The organism is Nocardiopsis sp. NPDC055551 (genome assembly GCF_053619415.1).
The window spans coordinates 101,265-116,132 of the sequence record NZ_JBSHJJ010000002.1; the positions used below are offsets into that span (position 1 = coordinate 101,265).

General features: G+C 70.1%; 13 protein-coding genes. 8 read left to right on the top strand and 5 right to left on the bottom strand.

Going from position 1 to position 14,868, the window contains the following annotated elements:
* Window positions 1-64 precede the first annotated feature (64 nt).
* Window positions 65-2,158: a serine/threonine-protein kinase gene (locus ACWGSK_RS04280; protein ID WP_358514337.1), complete on the top strand. Its 2,094-nt coding sequence runs from the start codon at window positions 65-67 to the stop codon at window positions 2,156-2,158.
* Window positions 2,159-2,235: 77 nt separating this feature from the next.
* Here the strand turns inward: ACWGSK_RS04280 and ACWGSK_RS04285 are convergent, their stop codons facing one another.
* On the bottom strand, window positions 2,236-4,431 hold the full coding sequence (locus ACWGSK_RS04285) for a prolyl oligopeptidase family serine peptidase (protein ID WP_452455222.1): 2,196 nt from the start codon (window positions 4,429-4,431) through the stop codon (window positions 2,236-2,238).
* A 110-nt stretch (window positions 4,432-4,541) separates the two neighbouring features.
* Between ACWGSK_RS04285 and mshB the strand changes: the two genes are divergently transcribed.
* Both mshB and ACWGSK_RS04295 read left to right on the top strand, forming a co-directional pair.
* On the top strand, window positions 4,542-5,408 hold the full coding sequence (gene mshB, locus ACWGSK_RS04290) for an N-acetyl-1-D-myo-inositol-2-amino-2-deoxy-alpha-D-glucopyranoside deacetylase (RefSeq protein ID WP_358514341.1): 867 nt from the start codon (window positions 4,542-4,544) through the stop codon (window positions 5,406-5,408).
* A gap of 60 nt (window positions 5,409-5,468) precedes the next feature.
* A complete protein-coding gene (locus ACWGSK_RS04295; RefSeq protein ID WP_358514343.1) occupies window positions 5,469-6,038 on the top strand; it encodes a hypothetical protein in 570 nt (189 codons plus the stop codon).
* A gap of 39 nt (window positions 6,039-6,077) precedes the next feature.
* Here the strand turns inward: ACWGSK_RS04295 and ACWGSK_RS04300 are convergent, their stop codons facing one another.
* The 3 genes from ACWGSK_RS04300 to ACWGSK_RS04310 form a co-directional block, all read right to left on the bottom strand.
* Window positions 6,078-7,127 (bottom strand): site-2 protease family protein, encoded by a 1,050-nt coding sequence (locus ACWGSK_RS04300; protein WP_452455223.1) that lies wholly within the window; start codon window positions 7,125-7,127, stop codon window positions 6,078-6,080.
* 102 nt (window positions 7,128-7,229) lie between these two features.
* Window positions 7,230-8,591 (bottom strand): hypothetical protein, encoded by a 1,362-nt coding sequence (locus ACWGSK_RS04305; RefSeq protein ID WP_358514347.1) that lies wholly within the window; start codon window positions 8,589-8,591, stop codon window positions 7,230-7,232.
* Window positions 8,592-8,754: 163 nt separating this feature from the next.
* Window positions 8,755-9,000, bottom strand: coding sequence for a putative acetyltransferase (locus tag ACWGSK_RS04310; protein WP_358514349.1), 246 nt, complete (start codon window positions 8,998-9,000; stop codon window positions 8,755-8,757).
* Window positions 9,001-9,182: 182 nt separating this feature from the next.
* Here ACWGSK_RS04310 and fdxA point away from each other — a divergent pair, with 182 nt between their 5' ends.
* Together fdxA and dapC are read left to right on the top strand one after the other, a co-directional pair.
* Window positions 9,183-9,503 (top strand): ferredoxin, encoded by a 321-nt coding sequence (gene fdxA, locus ACWGSK_RS04315; RefSeq protein ID WP_087101814.1) that lies wholly within the window; start codon window positions 9,183-9,185, stop codon window positions 9,501-9,503.
* 143 nt (window positions 9,504-9,646) lie between these two features.
* Window positions 9,647-10,756 carry a succinyldiaminopimelate transaminase gene (gene dapC / locus ACWGSK_RS04320; RefSeq protein WP_452455224.1) on the top strand — a complete coding sequence of 370 codons (1,110 nt, stop codon included), beginning with the start codon at window positions 9,647-9,649 and terminating at the stop codon, window positions 10,754-10,756.
* Between the two features lie 71 nt (window positions 10,757-10,827).
* Here dapC and ACWGSK_RS04325 read toward each other — a convergent pair whose 3' ends face one another.
* Complete coding sequence (locus ACWGSK_RS04325; RefSeq protein WP_358514674.1) at window positions 10,828-11,700, bottom strand: hypothetical protein; 873 nt, start codon at window positions 11,698-11,700, stop codon at window positions 10,828-10,830.
* A gap of 253 nt (window positions 11,701-11,953) precedes the next feature.
* Here ACWGSK_RS04325 and ACWGSK_RS04330 point away from each other — a divergent pair, with 253 nt between their 5' ends.
* The 3 genes from ACWGSK_RS04330 (at window position 11,954) to ACWGSK_RS04340 (ending at window position 14,867) form a co-directional block, all read left to right on the top strand.
* A complete protein-coding gene (locus tag ACWGSK_RS04330; RefSeq protein ID WP_358514672.1) occupies window positions 11,954-12,790 on the top strand; it encodes a 2,3,4,5-tetrahydropyridine-2,6-dicarboxylate N-succinyltransferase in 837 nt (278 codons plus the stop codon).
* A gap of 121 nt (window positions 12,791-12,911) precedes the next feature.
* Window positions 12,912-13,976, top strand: a complete 1,065-nt coding sequence (gene dapE, locus ACWGSK_RS04335) for a succinyl-diaminopimelate desuccinylase (RefSeq protein ID WP_358514670.1) — start codon at window positions 12,912-12,914, stop codon at window positions 13,974-13,976.
* Window positions 13,977-14,090: 114 nt separating this feature from the next.
* Entirely contained in the window at window positions 14,091-14,867 is a 777-nt protein-coding gene (locus ACWGSK_RS04340) for an LOG family protein (RefSeq protein WP_358514668.1), read from the top strand.
* Window position 14,868: the final 1 nt, after the last annotated feature.

Genomic DNA, 14,868 nt, shown 5'->3' on the forward strand with positions numbered 1-14,868 from the left:
GAACCCGGCGGCACACGGTGTGAACGCGACTTCCGCGTCGGCCCCGTCACCGTGAAAGGAAACGATGAGCACATCCCCCACCCCCGCCGAGGAGCCCACCCCTGGGCCGCACCACGTTCCCGCCGTGGGGCCGGACCACCCGCCAGAGCACCCAAAGGGCCTTCCACCCGGCCTCGACCCGCTGACCGAGACCGACCCCCCTCTGATCGGCCGCTACCGGTTGGTGGGCCGGATCGGAGCCGGCGGAATGGGAGTGGTGTACGCGGGGCTGGATTCCGAGGACCGCTGTATCGCGCTCAAGACCGTCCACGCGAAGTACGCGGACCGGCCCGGACACCGGGAGGCGTTCGCCCGCGAGGTCCAGATGCTGCGCCGCGCCGACGGGATCAGTACCGCTCGCGTCCACGGAGCCGACCCGACGGCACCGGTGCCGTGGTTGGCCTTCGACTACGTGCCCGGCCGGGACCTGCGCCGTCACGTGCGCGAGTTCGGCCCCCTGCCCGCAGACATGCTGCGCACGTTCGCCCTGGGCACGGCCGAAGGGCTGGCCGCACTGCACGCGGCGGGGATCGCGCACCGCGACATCAAGCCGGGCAACGTGATCCTGGCCCCGGACGGGCCCAAGATCGTGGACTTCGGGATCGCGATCGAGATCGGCACCGACCCAGGACAGGACGCGTCGGCCTCCTACGGGACCCCCGGCTGGACGGCGCCCGAACGTTACGCCGGTGCCGTCGCCGATCCGGCCGCGGACGTGTTCGCCTGGGGCGGTCTGGTGGCCCTGGCCGCCACCGGCCGGAGCCCTTTCGGCAAGGGGAGTCCGGCGGAACTGGCCGAACGGGTCAAGGCGGGCGACCACGACATCGAAGGGGTGCCCGAGGGCCTGCTCCCCCTGGTGGAGGGGGCCCTGTCGGTGGCCCCACTGGAACGGCCCGCCGCCGTCGACCTCTTGGCAGCGCTACTGCCCGTCATGGAGGTCGAGAACGTCGACGCCGGGACGGCCCCGGCCCCCGACCGCGCCCGTACACAGCGGGTACTGCGCGCGATGCTGGCCGACTACTGGCGCGGTGTGGACATGGCCGGACACGATCCCTCCCGCTGGGCGGTCGCGCTGGGAACCGCCTCGGCGGTGGGTCTGGGCGCGGTCGGCACGGGAACGGTGGGCTCGGGGGCGCTGGGCTCGGGCGCGGCGGGCACCGCTTCGGGGATGGCCGCGGGTGGGGCCGTAGGTGGTGGAGCCGCGGGTGGCGGCGGGATGCTCGGTGCCCTGTCGGGCGTCAAGGGGATCATGGCCGTTCTGGGTACGTTGACGCTGGTCGGAACGGGCGCGGCGGCCGGAGCCTGGTACCTCCGGGACGAGGAACCGGTCGAGGAGACGGTGGTCGCCGAGGAGGAGAACACCCTCGCCGTCGAAGCGGACCCGGAGGACGGCGAGGCCGTGCTGGCCGAGGCCTTCACCCTCGCGCTGGAGGCCGACAGCTTCACCGGTTATCGACTGCCCACCCACAACGACGCGGGACCCATGCGCACGAGCTACCACATGTACACGCGGGAACCCGAGCGCTTGATGTTGGAGGGCGGGCTCCTGGGACCGGGCGGGTCCGGTGTCCTCGCCGGTGGCGAGGACCTGGACGATCGCATCTACTTCTCGGACATTCGAAACGGGATCTCGTTCGGCGATCCGATCGAACGCCACTACAGCAGGGTGGCGCCCGGCCCCAGCGAGGTCGAAGCCGACCTTCACGCCGAATGGGCGAACCAGTTGAACCTTTTCGAGGAGATCCTGGACCAGGAGACGGAGATCGCGTACACGGGCCGCTCCGCTACGGACGAGCACGACGTCCCCGATAGTTTCGTGCAGCACGACCTGCTGGAACGGTTGGACCCGGGGGGTGCGGAGTTCGGTCGGGAGGGGCACCACTACACCGGCACCGTCGTCCACGAGTTCGACCACTTCGAGAACCTCATGATGTTGGAGACGGAATTCGAGATCTGGGTCTCCGACGAGGGGTATCCGATGGGCTACTACGTGGAGGCGGAGGCCGACGAACCCACGCGGAACTCGGAGGAGATGCTGGCCCTCACCCGCACGGTGCGGTTCTACCGCTTCGATCAGCCGGTCGAGATCGAGTACCCGGAAGAGCACGAGATCTCATAGGGGGCGGTCGACACCCCACCGCAAGCGGGTCCCGACGCGTTCACCGGCGCCGGGGCCCGCTTCGGACGTTTCGAGGGTTACGCCCCCCGGTCGCCCTTGAGGTTCTCCTTGAGGAAGTCCACCTGGAGCAACAGCAGGTTCTCCGCCGTCACCGGGTCCGCAGGGCTGTGCGTCACCCCGGCCAGCGGCAGCACCGTGTGCGGGCGGCCCGCGGCCAACAGCGCCTCCGACATCCGCTGGGTGTGCGCGAACACCACGTTGTCGTCGATGAGTCCGTGGACGAGCATCAACGGACGTTCCAGCTTCGCGGCGTCCGAGAGCAATGACGAACCCGCGTACACCTCCTCCTGTTCCTGCGGCAGGCCCAGGTAGCGCTCGGTGTAGTGGGTGTCGTACAGGGTCCAGTCGATCACCGGGGCGCCCGCCACCGCCGCGTGGAACACGTCCGGGCGGCGCAGTACGGCCAGCGCCGCCAGGTAACCGCCGAAAGACCAGCCGTGGATGCCCACCCGGGAGGTGTCCAGGTGGTCGAACCGTCGGGCGGCGTCCTCCAACGCCTCGACCTGGTCGGCCAACACCGGATCGGCGAGGTCGTGGTGGACCGCCTGCTCCCACTCCACACCCACGCCCGGGGTGCCACGGCCGTCCGCGATGAGCACGGCGAAGCCCTGCTCGGCGAACCACTGCGAGGACAGGTAGGCGCCACGGGCGTTGAGCACCCGCTGCGCGTGCGGACCGCCGTAGGGGGCCATCAGCACCGGCAGCGGCGCCTCACCCTCGCGGTACCAGGACGGCAGGACCAACGCCGTGGGGATCTTCCGTTCCCCGGCGAGCCAGGTGGTCACGCGCGGCTCCGGCAGGTCCGGGACCTCGGCGACGCTCTCGATCTCCCCGTGGGTTCGGCGGGTCTCGGTGCTCGCGCCCCGCACCACGAAGGTCCGTACCCCGGTGAAGTCCATCGACCTGTGCTGCAGCACGAGGGTGTCGCCGCGCAGCCGACCGGCACGCAGACCACCGTGGCCGTCGTCGGCGCCCTCGGGCAGCTCCACCGGTGCGCACGTGCCCTGACGGGTGTCGGCCAGCCACAACGACTGGTCCCCGGGGCGGCCGGCGGGAGAGGCGGCGAACAGCACCCGGTCGCCGTCCACGCCCACCACGGCGCGGACGTAGGAGTCGCCGCTGATCGCCTTGTCGCCCACGTACACTCGGCGCTCGCCGGTGCCGTTCTCCCGACCGATCCACACCAACGCACCGGAGGCGGTGAAGTCCGGAACGCCCGGCATGATCTCCACCCACACGCCGTCGCCCTCGGTGCGGATGCGCGAGACCAGGCCGGTCGCCGGGTCGGCGCTGAAGAGGGCGAGGGTTCGCTGGTCCCGGCTCTGGGCGGTGAACACCAGGGTGGCGTTGCCGTCCGGTCCGCTGGTCCAGCCCACGGTGGGCAGGTACGGCAGTTCTTCGCGGTCCCACTCGATCGGCGTGGGCTCGGGGCGGCCGTCGCGTCGGTAGGCGACGGGGGAGGGCACCCCGATCACGGCCAGGCGAACGTCCGGGTTGGCGGTGCCGGCCGCCGGGTAGCGCAGCGGCTGTGACTCCTGGTCGGGCCGGTTGGGGTCGCCGACGAACCAGCGATTCACCTCGGACTCGTCGACCCGGCTCACGGCCAGGGAGGCGCCGTCGGGCGACCACCAAAAGCCCCGCATCCGGTTCATCTCCTCGGCGGAGACGAGGTCGGCCAGACCCCAGGTGACGTGTTCGCCATCCGGTTCCACCAGCACGCGGTCGCGGTCCTCGTCGCCGTTGTCGACGATGTCGATCACCCGGACCGCGCCCTTGTGCACGTACGCGACCCGTTCGCCCGCGGGGCTGATCCGGGGATCCACCGCGGGGGTGACGACGGGGAGCTCACGCGGGGCGGCGTCGTCACCGACCAGGTCCACGTAGAACACCCGGCCGGACAGGGTGAAGACCGCGCGGGTGAAGGCGTCGTCCACCGTGTACGACACGATGCCGCCACCGTGTTCGCGCATCCGCTCCCTGCGGGCGCGCTCCTCGGGAGGAAGGTTCTCGTCGTCGGCGCCGAGCGCGGTGGGGTCGGCCAGGACCGTCGAGGTCCCGGTCTCGGGCAGGTACTGCCACAGACAGGTCGCCTTGTCCGTGCCGTGCCGGCCGCGCAGGAAGGTGACGCGGTCGCCCTGCGGGGAGACCTGGAAGTTACGGGGGACCCCGATCGTGAAGCGTTGGGTCCGGGCCTGTTGGCGAGGAAAGCTCATAGGCCGATTGTGTCCCATCGCATCCACCGGGCGCTCCGAATGTCGATCGACCTGCCCTGATCTGGGTGTTCCATGGGAAAGAACCCCATCTGGACGGTATCGTTCCGCATGTGAGCGACAGGCGACTGATGATGGTCCACGCGCACCCCGACGACGAGAGCATCGTCACGGGGGCGACGTTGGCGAAGTACGCGGCGGAAGGGGTCGACGTCACCCTGGTGACCTGCACCCTGGGTGAGGAGGGCGAGGTGATCCCGCCCGAGCTCGACCACCTGACCTCCGAACGCGACGACACGCTCGGGGAGTACCGGATCGGTGAGCTCGGCAAGGCGTGCGTGGCTCTGGGCGTACGCGACCACCGGTTCCTCGGCGGTCCCGGACACTACCGGGACTCCGGAATGATGGGCGGTCCCACCAACGAACACCCCAAGGCCTTCTGGGGCGCCGACGTGGAGGAGGCGGCCGGACTGCTCGCCGAGATCATCCGTGAGGTGCGCCCGCACGTCCTGGTCTCCTACGACGAGCATGGCGGTTACGGGCACCCCGACCACGTCCAGGCCCACCGGGTCACCCGCCGAGCCTGTGCCAGGGCCAACGAACGGGCCCTGCCGGGCACGCCTTGGAAGGTCGACAAGCTCTACGCCGTCGCACAGCCGATCTCGCGGATCGAGGAGTCCATCGCTCGACTGAACGAGGAGGTCGGGCCCTTCACCCCGCCCCGCGAGGTCTCCGACATCGCCCGAGGCACCCCCGACTCGATCGTCACCACCAGGATCGACGCCACCGACCACTGGGCGGCCAAGACCCTGGCGATGCGCGCGCACGTCACCCAGATCACCGTGGACGGGGAACGGTTCGCGCTGTCCAACGACATCGCCCAGGAGATCGACGCGGTCGAGCACTTCACGCTGTTGATGGGGCCGCCGCCCAAAGCCGACGTCGACGGTTACGAGAGTGACCTGTTCGCCGGACTGTGACGGCCCGCTCCCGGCCCCCCGGCCACGTCCACGGTCGGGGAACGCCTACCCTCGTCTTTCGTGACCACACCTGAATCCGTCGCGGGGCCCCGGAGCCGGCCGCCCGCCATCCTGTCCTCGGCGATGACCGTCCTGTCGTTCCTCGTCCTGCTTCCGACCGGGGCGGCGGTGGGGGTGCTGTCCGGGTTCGGGCTGTCCTGGTTCTCTCACCACTGGCCGCTCGGCCTCCCCGTCCAGGCCGGGGCCGTCGTCGGGGTGGTGGTCTTCCTGGTGCTGCTGTACACCCTCACCAGGCTGGCGGCGTGGGGCAGCCGACGCCAGTCCGGCGCCACCGGGTTCGCGGTCGGCTACGTCCTGTCCCTGCTGGGCATGATCGGCTACCTTCCGGGCGGGGACATCGTGTTCTCCGCCGCGCTGGTCAACTACGTGTACCTGTTCGGATCCATGATCGCCCTGGCCGCCGCGGTGATGCGCAGCGTCACCCTGCCCGGGCCGATCCCCTGGGAGAAGCAGACCGCCGCTCGGGGGACGACCACGGCGAGTGGCAGGGTCAACCTGACACCGCCGGACATGAGGCCAGGGACGCCCGACAGCCCCTTCGACCCGCCCAAGGGTGGATCGAAGGACTGAGCGACCGCGAAGGAGCGGGAGCGCCGCCCGGTGGGCCGGTCAGGCCCAGAACTGCAGCAGCAGCTTGCCGTGGAACATCATCCCGGGGATGGTCGGGTTGGGCAGGATCTGCTCGAACATCGTGTAGATGAGGGTGTCGAACAGGTCCCGGATCCCCGGCAGCCACAACACGGCGAACACGGCGATCGAGCAGAACAGCCCGTTGGCCACCACGAACCCGGTCCACTTGGCGCCTCGGAAGGCCGCCAGGACGTGATAGCCGTCCAGACCGGGGATCGGCAGCAGGTTCACCAGGGCACTGGTCATGTTGGCGAAGGACAGGAAGGCCAGTGAGGAGATCGCCCAGTTGACGCTGTCCTGCCCGGCCGGCACCAGCAGTGTGACGGTGAGCGCGAGCACGGCCGACAGCGCCAGGCTCGTCAGGGGGCCGGCCAACGCCACCATGACGCGGCGACCCCGGCTCGGGATGGCGTCCCAGTCCACGTAGGTGGGCGGGCCGTTCAGACCGAAGCCGCCCAGACCCAGGTAGGCCACGGGCAGGACCAGCCCGCCGAAGGCCTGCCGGTATCCGAACGGGTTCAACCGCAGGTAGGCGGAGCCGCGCAGGGAACGGTCACCGGACAGGTAGGCGGCCAGGGCGTGCCCGAACTCGTGCACCGCCACCGACACGATCCAGCCCAGCAGGATGAGCAGCGGCGGGATGAGCGGGGTGACCGCGGTGCCCTCCGCGGCCCATTCCAGTTCGATGGCGCGCCAGGACAGCCAACCCGCGAACCCTGCCAGGCCCAGCACCAGGACGAACAGCGGGCTGGGCATGAAGTCCGCCCGGCTCGGTGCGGCGGGAGCCTTCTCGTCGTCCTTGGAGCCCGTGGCCTCGGACTCCTCGGAGCGCGCGGCCTCCCCGGTCTCTTCGGTCACCTCGGTCTCCGCCGAACCGTCCACACCGACCCCGGCACGGTTCAGGGCGTCCTCGGGCATCTGCTCCCACGGGTCCGCGGCGCGTGCCTGGTCACCGGGGCCTTCGCCGTCGGTGCCGGTCACGGTCGCGTCGTCGGGTTCCGCCTTGTGGGGCGGTTCGGGCGTGGGCATGATGCTCCTGCTGGTCGCGGGTGGTTCGCGCTCCAGGTTAGGGCCTGTTCGGGGCCCCCGAGCAGCGGGTGCCGTATCCCGAAGGACACCCGAAGGACGGCCTCAGACCACCGCGCGCGGAGCCACGGCGGACTTGTGCAGACAGGCGATCGCGAACGCCCGGCCCACGGGGGTGAGCTCCCGACGCCCCACGTTCTCGTCGCCCACGACCAGCCCCAGCGCCTCCAACAACCACCCCACCGCCATCACCATGGCGCGTACCTGGTCCGATGCCGTCTCGGCGGCCCGACGGTGCGCCGCGGCGTGTCTGCCGGCGGGCACCGGGGGTTCCACCGGACGCCACCCGGACTCGATGAGCACCCGCTCGGCGGACTCGGCGTCCGAGTCACCACGCCGGGCGTGCGAACCCAGCCCCTGGGGTGAGCGGGTCAACAGGATGCCCAGGAGGGTCTCGGCGGAGGCCTGTTGGATGCCGCCGGTGCGGCACAGGGTCTCGGTCGCGGCCTGCCACAGAGATTCGGGGTCCTCCCGAAGTCGCTGGCCCCGCCGGGTCAGTTCGAGTCGGCGCCCCGAACGGCGCACGGCGCGCATGGAGCGCAGCACCTGGTGCAAGGCGATGATCTGGGTCGCGTCGGTCTCACTGCGCGGTGGATTCGGGGAGCCGTGCCAACCGAACTCCTCGCACAGGGCCCGCACCACGCTCGGGGAGATGTAGCCGATCTGAGTGAGGGCGATCCCTTCCGAGGCCAGGTCGAGCAGCCGACACAGCGGGGCCATGGCGGACTCCACGTCACGCGGCACGTCCGCGCCCGCGATGATCTGGCCCACCAGCGGCCACAACCGTTGCCGGTGTGGATGGGCCGAGGAGGACAACCAGGCGCGAACCCGTTCCTCCCGAACCCGGTCCAGCCGGCTGAGACCACGATGGTCCGGGTTGGTGAGGAAGGAACGCGCGAACCTCTCCTGGGCGGGCCGCCAGCCGCGTTTGCCCGGCCGGATGTCGCCCAGTGAGATCGCCAGTTCGAGGGCGGCCGCGGTCTCCCTGCGCGCGCTCAGCTCCACGTCGCCCACGGCGGTGCCCCAGGTCAGCTCCGGCAGGTCGGGGGGTTCCACCCCGGACTCCCACATGAGCCGTTCGAACATGGCCAGTCCGGCGGTGTGGTCCTTCTCGTACAGCTTGAGCAGGGTGGTGGTCTCGGGGGAGGAGCACACGTTGGCGTAGCGGTACAGCTGCAACAGCTGGAACAGGTGACCCAGGGAGCGCACCGCGAACAACTGGTCGTCGGGGGAGTTCTGGAAGCGGACGGGCAGTTCGTACCAGCAGAACCGCTGGACGATGTGCTGGTTGAGTCGTTGCAGGTCCTGCTCGGGAGCGAGAGTGTCCAGTGCCAGACGGGCCATGTCGGAGGCCCGCTCGTCTCGCCGGGACAGTTCGGCGAGGGCGGACGCGACTGCCTCCCTCATCTTGGGCACCACCTCCCCGCGTGCCTTGTGCCCGTCCGTCCGGGGACCGGGACGGACGGGCGCGATGCATCGTTGTCGGCCCGAGGGCGCGGTCGGGGGGAACCGCCGTCGGGGCTGAGTCTCTTCTACCCTGGAAGAGGCGAAGAATGCCTGCGTGTGGGGTCTAGGGGCGCTTGCCGCGCCGTCTTGGGGGTACGGGGGGAACGACACGACTGGCGGCGATGTCGTGTTCGGCGACCTCCACCGTCGAGTCGTCTCGGCGACGTAGGGTGAGAACACCTTCGGCCCAAGACTCCACGACTCCGACGATATCGGTGAAGCCGCCTTCGGGGAGGATGATTCGCAGTGAGACACGCCGACCGACGTCGGCATGGGTGATTCTGTGGACCAGTCGTCCGCGCAAGTGCATGAATCCGGGCCCCCGAGTGTGCGCTGGCTGTTCTCCAGCGCCATACTAAGAGAACGACATCTGTGCCAATAGCTTGCAGAGCCCCACGGATCCGGTGACGCCCGCACGTCGTCCGTTTCCCTGGGAGGCTCTGGAGTCCCGCCTCCCCCGTGGGCAAGCGGGGGTGAGACAAGGAGTACGACGTGACCTACGTCATCGCGCAGCCCTGTGTTGATGTGCTGGACAAGGCGTGCATTGACGAGTGCCCCGTGGACTGCATCTACGAGGGTGACCGCATGCTCTACATCCACCCGGACGAGTGCGTGGACTGCGGTGCGTGTGAGCCGGTGTGCCCCGTCGAGGCCATCTACTACGAGGACGACCTGCCCGAGCAGTGGTCGGAGTACTACAAGGCCAACGTCGATTTCTTCGACGACCTGGGTTCCCCGGGGGGTGCTTCCAAGGTCGGCAAGATCGACCGCGACCACCCGATCATCGCCAAGCTGCCTCCCCAAGCGGAGTAGCCGCACACAGCCACGGCTTCCCCTTGGCGCAGAGGTCGCGTGGCGATGAGGCCCACGAGAACGTGACGTGTCGCGCCGGCCCCCGCCGGGGGCCGGCGCGACGCTGTTGTGTAAGGACCACGAACAGGATGGAGAGTGCCCCGATGGGTGAACGGCGACCGGTGACCGACCGGCTTCCCACCTTTCCCTGGGACCGGCTGACGCCGTTCAAGAAGACGGCGGCGGCCCACCCCGACGGCATCGTCGACCTGTCCGTCGGCACCCCGGTCGACCCGGTCCCGGTGAGCCTGCGCGAGGCGCTCGCCGCCGCGGCCAACTCGCCCGGTTACCCGCTGACGTGGGGCACCCCCGAACTGCGCGCCGCGATCCAGGGGTGGTTGGAGCGCCGTCACGGGGTGCGCGTGGCCGACGGCGCGGTGCTGCCCACCGTCGGTTCCAAGGAACTCGTGGCCTGGCTGCCCACCCTGCTCGGTCTGGGGCCGGGCGACACGGTGGTGCTGCCCGAACTGGCCTACCCCACCTACGACGTGGGCGTCCGGATGGCCGGCGCGACCCCGATGGCCACCGACGGGCTCGCCGCCCTGGGGCCCGCGCCGGTGAGGCTGGTGTGGGTGAACTCGCCCGCCAACCCGACCGGTCGGGTGCTGGGCAAGGACCACCTGCGCAAGGTGGTGGACTGGGCCCGCGAGCGCGGCGCCATCGTCGCCTCCGACGAGTGCTACCTCGACCTGGGCTGGGACGACGCCGAACCGGTGTCGATCCTGCACCCCGACGTTTGTGGCGACTCGCACGAGAACCTGCTGGCCGTGCACTCGATGTCCAAGCGCTCCAACCTGGCCGGCTACCGCGCCGGTTTCGTCGCGGGCGACCCCGCGCTGGTCTCGGAGCTGCTCGCGGTGCGCAAGCACGCCGGAATGATCGTGCCCGCCCCGGTCCAGGCCGCCATGAAGGCCGCCCTGGACGACGACGACCACGCCACCGAGCAGAAGGAGCGCTACCGCGCCCGCCGCACCTTGCTGCGCGATGCCTTCGAGGGCGCCGGGTGGCGGATCGAGCACTCCGAAGCGGGCCTGTACCTGTGGGCGAGCCACCCGGACCACGACGCCTGGGGCGCCGTGGGAGCCCTGGCCGAACGCGGCCTGCTGGTCGCCCCGGGAGCCTTCTACGGCCCGACGGGCGAGCGCCACGTACGGGTGGCCTTCACCGCGACCGACGACCGCGTCAAGGCAGCGGTCCAACGCCTGGCCGAGTAACCTCCGGTGTTCCCGCTCGCGGCGCCCGTCCCGAAGTCGAGACCGGCACCGCGAGCGGGCACCTGGCGGACCTAACGGAGGACCACGCGGCCGCCGGTGTCGTCGTCCACCTCGGTCCAGACCTGGCCGTCGTTCAGGCCGTCGGAGGCCTGCCAACGCATGTCCTCGTAGGTCACCGAGCTCAAGCCGTACTCCTCGGCGTGCACCACGGCCCACATGGCCATCGCCCAACCCAGGTCACCGTGGGCCGGCTCCTCCTGCGGGGGCAGCTCGGCGGGATCGGTGCCGAACACCTCCGCCATGGCCTCCTGCGCGCCGGTGGCGTCGGCTTCGCCGCTCTGCAGGGACTCCACGGTCTCCTGGTCGAACCAGCAGGTCACCTGGCCGCCGTTCTCACCGCCCAGGGTCACCGCCATCCGTTCCGACAGCGCCTCATGCTGGTCGTAGGCGAACCCGTCGGCGCTGTGCTGCACCTGCTGGGCGGCCTCGTAGACCGGCATCCTCTCCCAGTTGTGGACCTCGGTCAGCTCGTCGTAGAACGCCCGGCTGGAGTACACCGGGTCCATGACCTCCTCCGGGTCTCCCCACTCCTGGGAGGGGCGCTGCTGGAAGAGCCCCAGCGAGTCCCGGTCGCCGTACTCGATGTTGTAGAAGCGCGACTCCTGCCACACGGTCGCGTAGGCGATCGTCACCGCCTGGGTCGGCAGGTCCCGGCTGAAGGCCACCCCGCCGACGGTGGCCGCGTTCTGGGCCTGCTCGTGCTCCATGTCGAACCGTCCGTTCGACAGGTCCAGGCGGCACCCTGGTTCCGGGGGCTCCTGGGTGTCCAGGGGCTCGAACGTGGTCAGCACGTAGTAGGCCCCACCGACGAGCAGACCGCATACGAGGGTCAGGGCGAGCAGAATCTTGGCGAACGCGGAGAACTTCCTGCGCTTACTGGGCACGGGCGAACCAAGGGTCGGGGACGGGTGGGACGCACATGGGCGTTCCCGCGCGAAGGCGGGGACGGGGCCGTGCGCCGGGCCGCCGGGGGTCCATCAGGAAGGGTGATCGGCGTGCCTGCGCGCATTCTAGTAGGCGCGTGGAAGCGCATCCGTGAAACCCGGGGGAATCGGTTCGCGGGAGTGGCCAACCGCTCAGCGTGGGCGGGCGGGCCGCATGCCCCGCGCCCTCATCGAGCGACTAACGTGTGTTCACATGACCAGCTCGTACACCAGTCCGCTGCCCGACCAGATCGACGAACTCTGGGAGCAGCGCTCCGAACTGACCCCCGGCCACACCGAGGCGCGTGAGATCATCACCGGCGCCATCGACCAGCTCGACGAGGGCAAGGCCCGCGTGGCCTTCGTCGACCCCGCCACGGACGACGTGGTGGTCGACGAGCGCGCCAAGCGCTCCATCCTCCTGGGCTTCAAGGTCCTGGACATGAAGGAGTCGCTGGTCGGCGACTTCTACCACCACGACCGCGTGCCGCTGAAGACCCGCTTCGACGGTGTCCGCGTCGTCCCCGGCGCGATCGCCCGCTGGGGTTCCTTCCTGGCCCCCGGCGTGGTCCTCATGCCGTCCTTCACCAACATCGGCGCCTACGTGGGCTCCGGCACCATGGTCGACACCTGGGCCACGGTCGGTTCCTGCGCCCAGGTCGGCGAGAACGTCCACCTGTCCGGTGGCGTCGGCGTCGGCGGCGTCCTGGAGCCGCCGCAGGCCTCCCCGGTCATCATCGAGGACGAGGCCTTCCTCGGCTCGCGCAGCATGGTCGTCGAGGGCGCGCGCGTTCGTAAGGGCGCCAAGCTCGGCGCCGGCACCATCCTCACCTCGTCCACGCGCGTCTTCGACGCCGAGACGGGCGAGGAGCTGCCCCGGGGCGAGGCCCCGGCCTGGTCGGTGTGCGTCACCGCCAACCGCACCAAGAGCTTCCCCGGCGGCGACTTCGGCATGCCGGTGCTGCTGGTGCTCAAGCGTCTGGAGGAGGGGCAGGAGCACGACAAGCTCGCCCTGAACGACCTCCTGCGCGAGCACGGCGTCAACGCCTAGCGGCTCCGGGTTCGAAGAAGTAAGACGCCCCTTCCGGTATCCGGGAGGGGCGTCTCCTGTTCTAGGGTGGCGACGGACCCTTCACTCCACTCGCGAAGCACACCTGAAACGGGGCGACACCATGCTGGACCTGACCTCGGACGTGGCGGACCTGACCGCCGCCCTCGTGGACACCCGTTCCGAGAGCGGTGACGAGAAGGCCCTCGCCGACGCGGTCGAGAGCGCCCTGTCCGCGCTGCCCCACCTGACCGTCACCCGTGACGGCGACGCGGTCGTCGCCCGCACCGACCTGGGCCGCGAGCGCCGGATCGTGATCGCCGGTCACCTCGACACCGTGCCGATCGCCGACAACGTGCCCTCGCACGTGGACGGCGACCGCCTCTATGGCTGTGGCACCACCGACATGAAGTCGGGCGTGGCCGTCCAGCTCAAACTCGCCGCCCTGGTGCCCGAGCCGGTGCACGACGTCACCTACGTCTTCTACGACAACGAGGAGGTCGACGCCTCCCAGAACGGCCTGCTCCGGCTGAGCCGCAACGACCCCGCGTCGCTGCACGGTGACTTCGCCATCCTCATGGAGCCCACCGACGGTGTCATCGAGGGCGGTTGCCAGGGCACCATGCGCGTCGACGTCAAGACCACCGGCAAGCGCGCCCACAGCGCCCGCTCCTGGATGGGCGAGAACGCCATCCACAAGGCCGGCGAGATCCTCGACGTGCTGCGCGCCTACACGCCGCGACAGCCCGAGGTGGAGGGGCTGACCTTCCGAGAGGGCCTCAACGCGGTTTCCGTGGAGGGCGGCGTCGCCGGCAACGTCATCCCGGACGAGTGCGTGGTCCGCGTCAACTACCGCTACGCCCCCGACCTCTCCCCGGCCGACGCCGAGGCGCACCTGCGCGAGGTGTTCACCGGTTTCGAGGTGACCGTGACCGACTCCGCGGCCCCGGCCCGCCCCGGCCTGGACGACCCCTCGGCGGCCGCCTTCGTCACCGCGGTGGGAGAGGGACGGGCCCGCGCCAAGTTCGGGTGGACGGACGTCTCCCGCTTCTCCGAGTTGGGCGTCCCCGCCGTCAACTACGGTCCCGGCGACCCGATGCTGGCGCACACCCGCGACGAGTACGCGAAGATCTCGCAGATCCGTGAGGCGGAGGAGCGCATGGTGGGCTGGCTCACCGGCCGTCGTTGACCTCTTTTGGAAGGCGCGTCATCGCAGGTGGGAACCGGATCGGCCACCACTGGCCACCGATCGGTCACGTGTGGTTCAAGTGTGAGGCGGTCCTGGGCGGATAGCTTTACGAACATGACGGAAGAAGAGAACGTGAGGCGAGCCGGTCCGCTCACCTACCGCGGCCGCGCCATCCCCGACACCACCACAGACCAGCGCCTGCTCGACCGCAGGGGTCCCTCCGACTGGGTGCACACCGACCCCTGGCGGGTCCTGCGCATCCAGTCGGAGTTCGTGGAGGGTTTCGGGCTGCTGGCCGAGTTGCCCTCCGCGGTGAGCGTCTTCGGGTCCGCCCGGATCCAGCCGGGAACCGAGTACTACGAGCTGGGTGTCCAGATGGGGGCCAAGCTCGCCGAAGCGGGCTACGCCACCATCACCGGTGGTGGGCCCGGCATGATGGAGGCGGCCAACAAGGGCGCCCAGCAGGCGGGCGGGATGTCCGTGGGGCTCGGTATCGAGCTGCCCTTCGAACAGTCCCTCAACGAGTACGTCGACGTGGGTGTCACCTTCCGGTACTTCTTCGTCCGCAAGTTGATGTTCGTGAAGTACGCGCAGGCCTTCGTGGTGATGCCGGGTGGGTTCGGCACCCTGGACGAGCTCTTCGAGGCCATCACCCTGGTGCAGACCAGGAAGGTGACCCGTTTCCCCGTGATCCTGGTGGGCACCGAGTTCTGGGGCGGTCTGCGCGAGTGGGTCGAGTCGAGCCTGCTCAAGCACAACCTGATCTCCCCGCAGGACATGGACCTGCTGCACGTGACCGATGATCCCGACGACGTGGTCGAGACCATCCGCCAGGCCCACGTGCACCTGGAGAACAAGTTCGAGAGGACCGAACCCGGTCCCAGCGCCTGAG

Excerpts from the sequence above, each read along its gene's own strand:
- ACWGSK_RS04300 (WP_452455223.1), bottom strand. The coding sequence starts at position 7,127 with ATGCCCACGCCCGAACCGCCCCACAAGGCGGAACCCGACGACGCGACC.
- ACWGSK_RS04305 (WP_358514347.1), bottom strand. The coding sequence starts at position 8,591 with ATGAGGGAGGCAGTCGCGTCCGCCCTCGCCGAACTGTCCCGGCGAGAC.
- ACWGSK_RS04330 (WP_358514672.1), top strand. The coding sequence starts at position 11,954 with ATGACCAGCTCGTACACCAGTCCGCTGCCCGACCAGATCGACGAACTC.
- ACWGSK_RS04340 (WP_358514668.1), top strand. The coding sequence starts at position 14,091 with ATGACGGAAGAAGAGAACGTGAGGCGAGCCGGTCCGCTCACCTACCGC.
- ACWGSK_RS04310 (WP_358514349.1), bottom strand. The coding sequence starts at position 9,000 with ATGCACTTGCGCGGACGACTGGTCCACAGAATCACCCATGCCGACGTC.
- ACWGSK_RS04280 (WP_358514337.1), top strand. The coding sequence starts at position 65 with ATGAGCACATCCCCCACCCCCGCCGAGGAGCCCACCCCTGGGCCGCAC.
- dapC (WP_452455224.1), top strand. The coding sequence starts at position 9,647 with ATGGGTGAACGGCGACCGGTGACCGACCGGCTTCCCACCTTTCCCTGG.
- dapE (WP_358514670.1), top strand. The coding sequence starts at position 12,912 with ATGCTGGACCTGACCTCGGACGTGGCGGACCTGACCGCCGCCCTCGTG.
- ACWGSK_RS04285 (WP_452455222.1), bottom strand. The coding sequence starts at position 4,431 with ATGAGCTTTCCTCGCCAACAGGCCCGGACCCAACGCTTCACGATCGGG.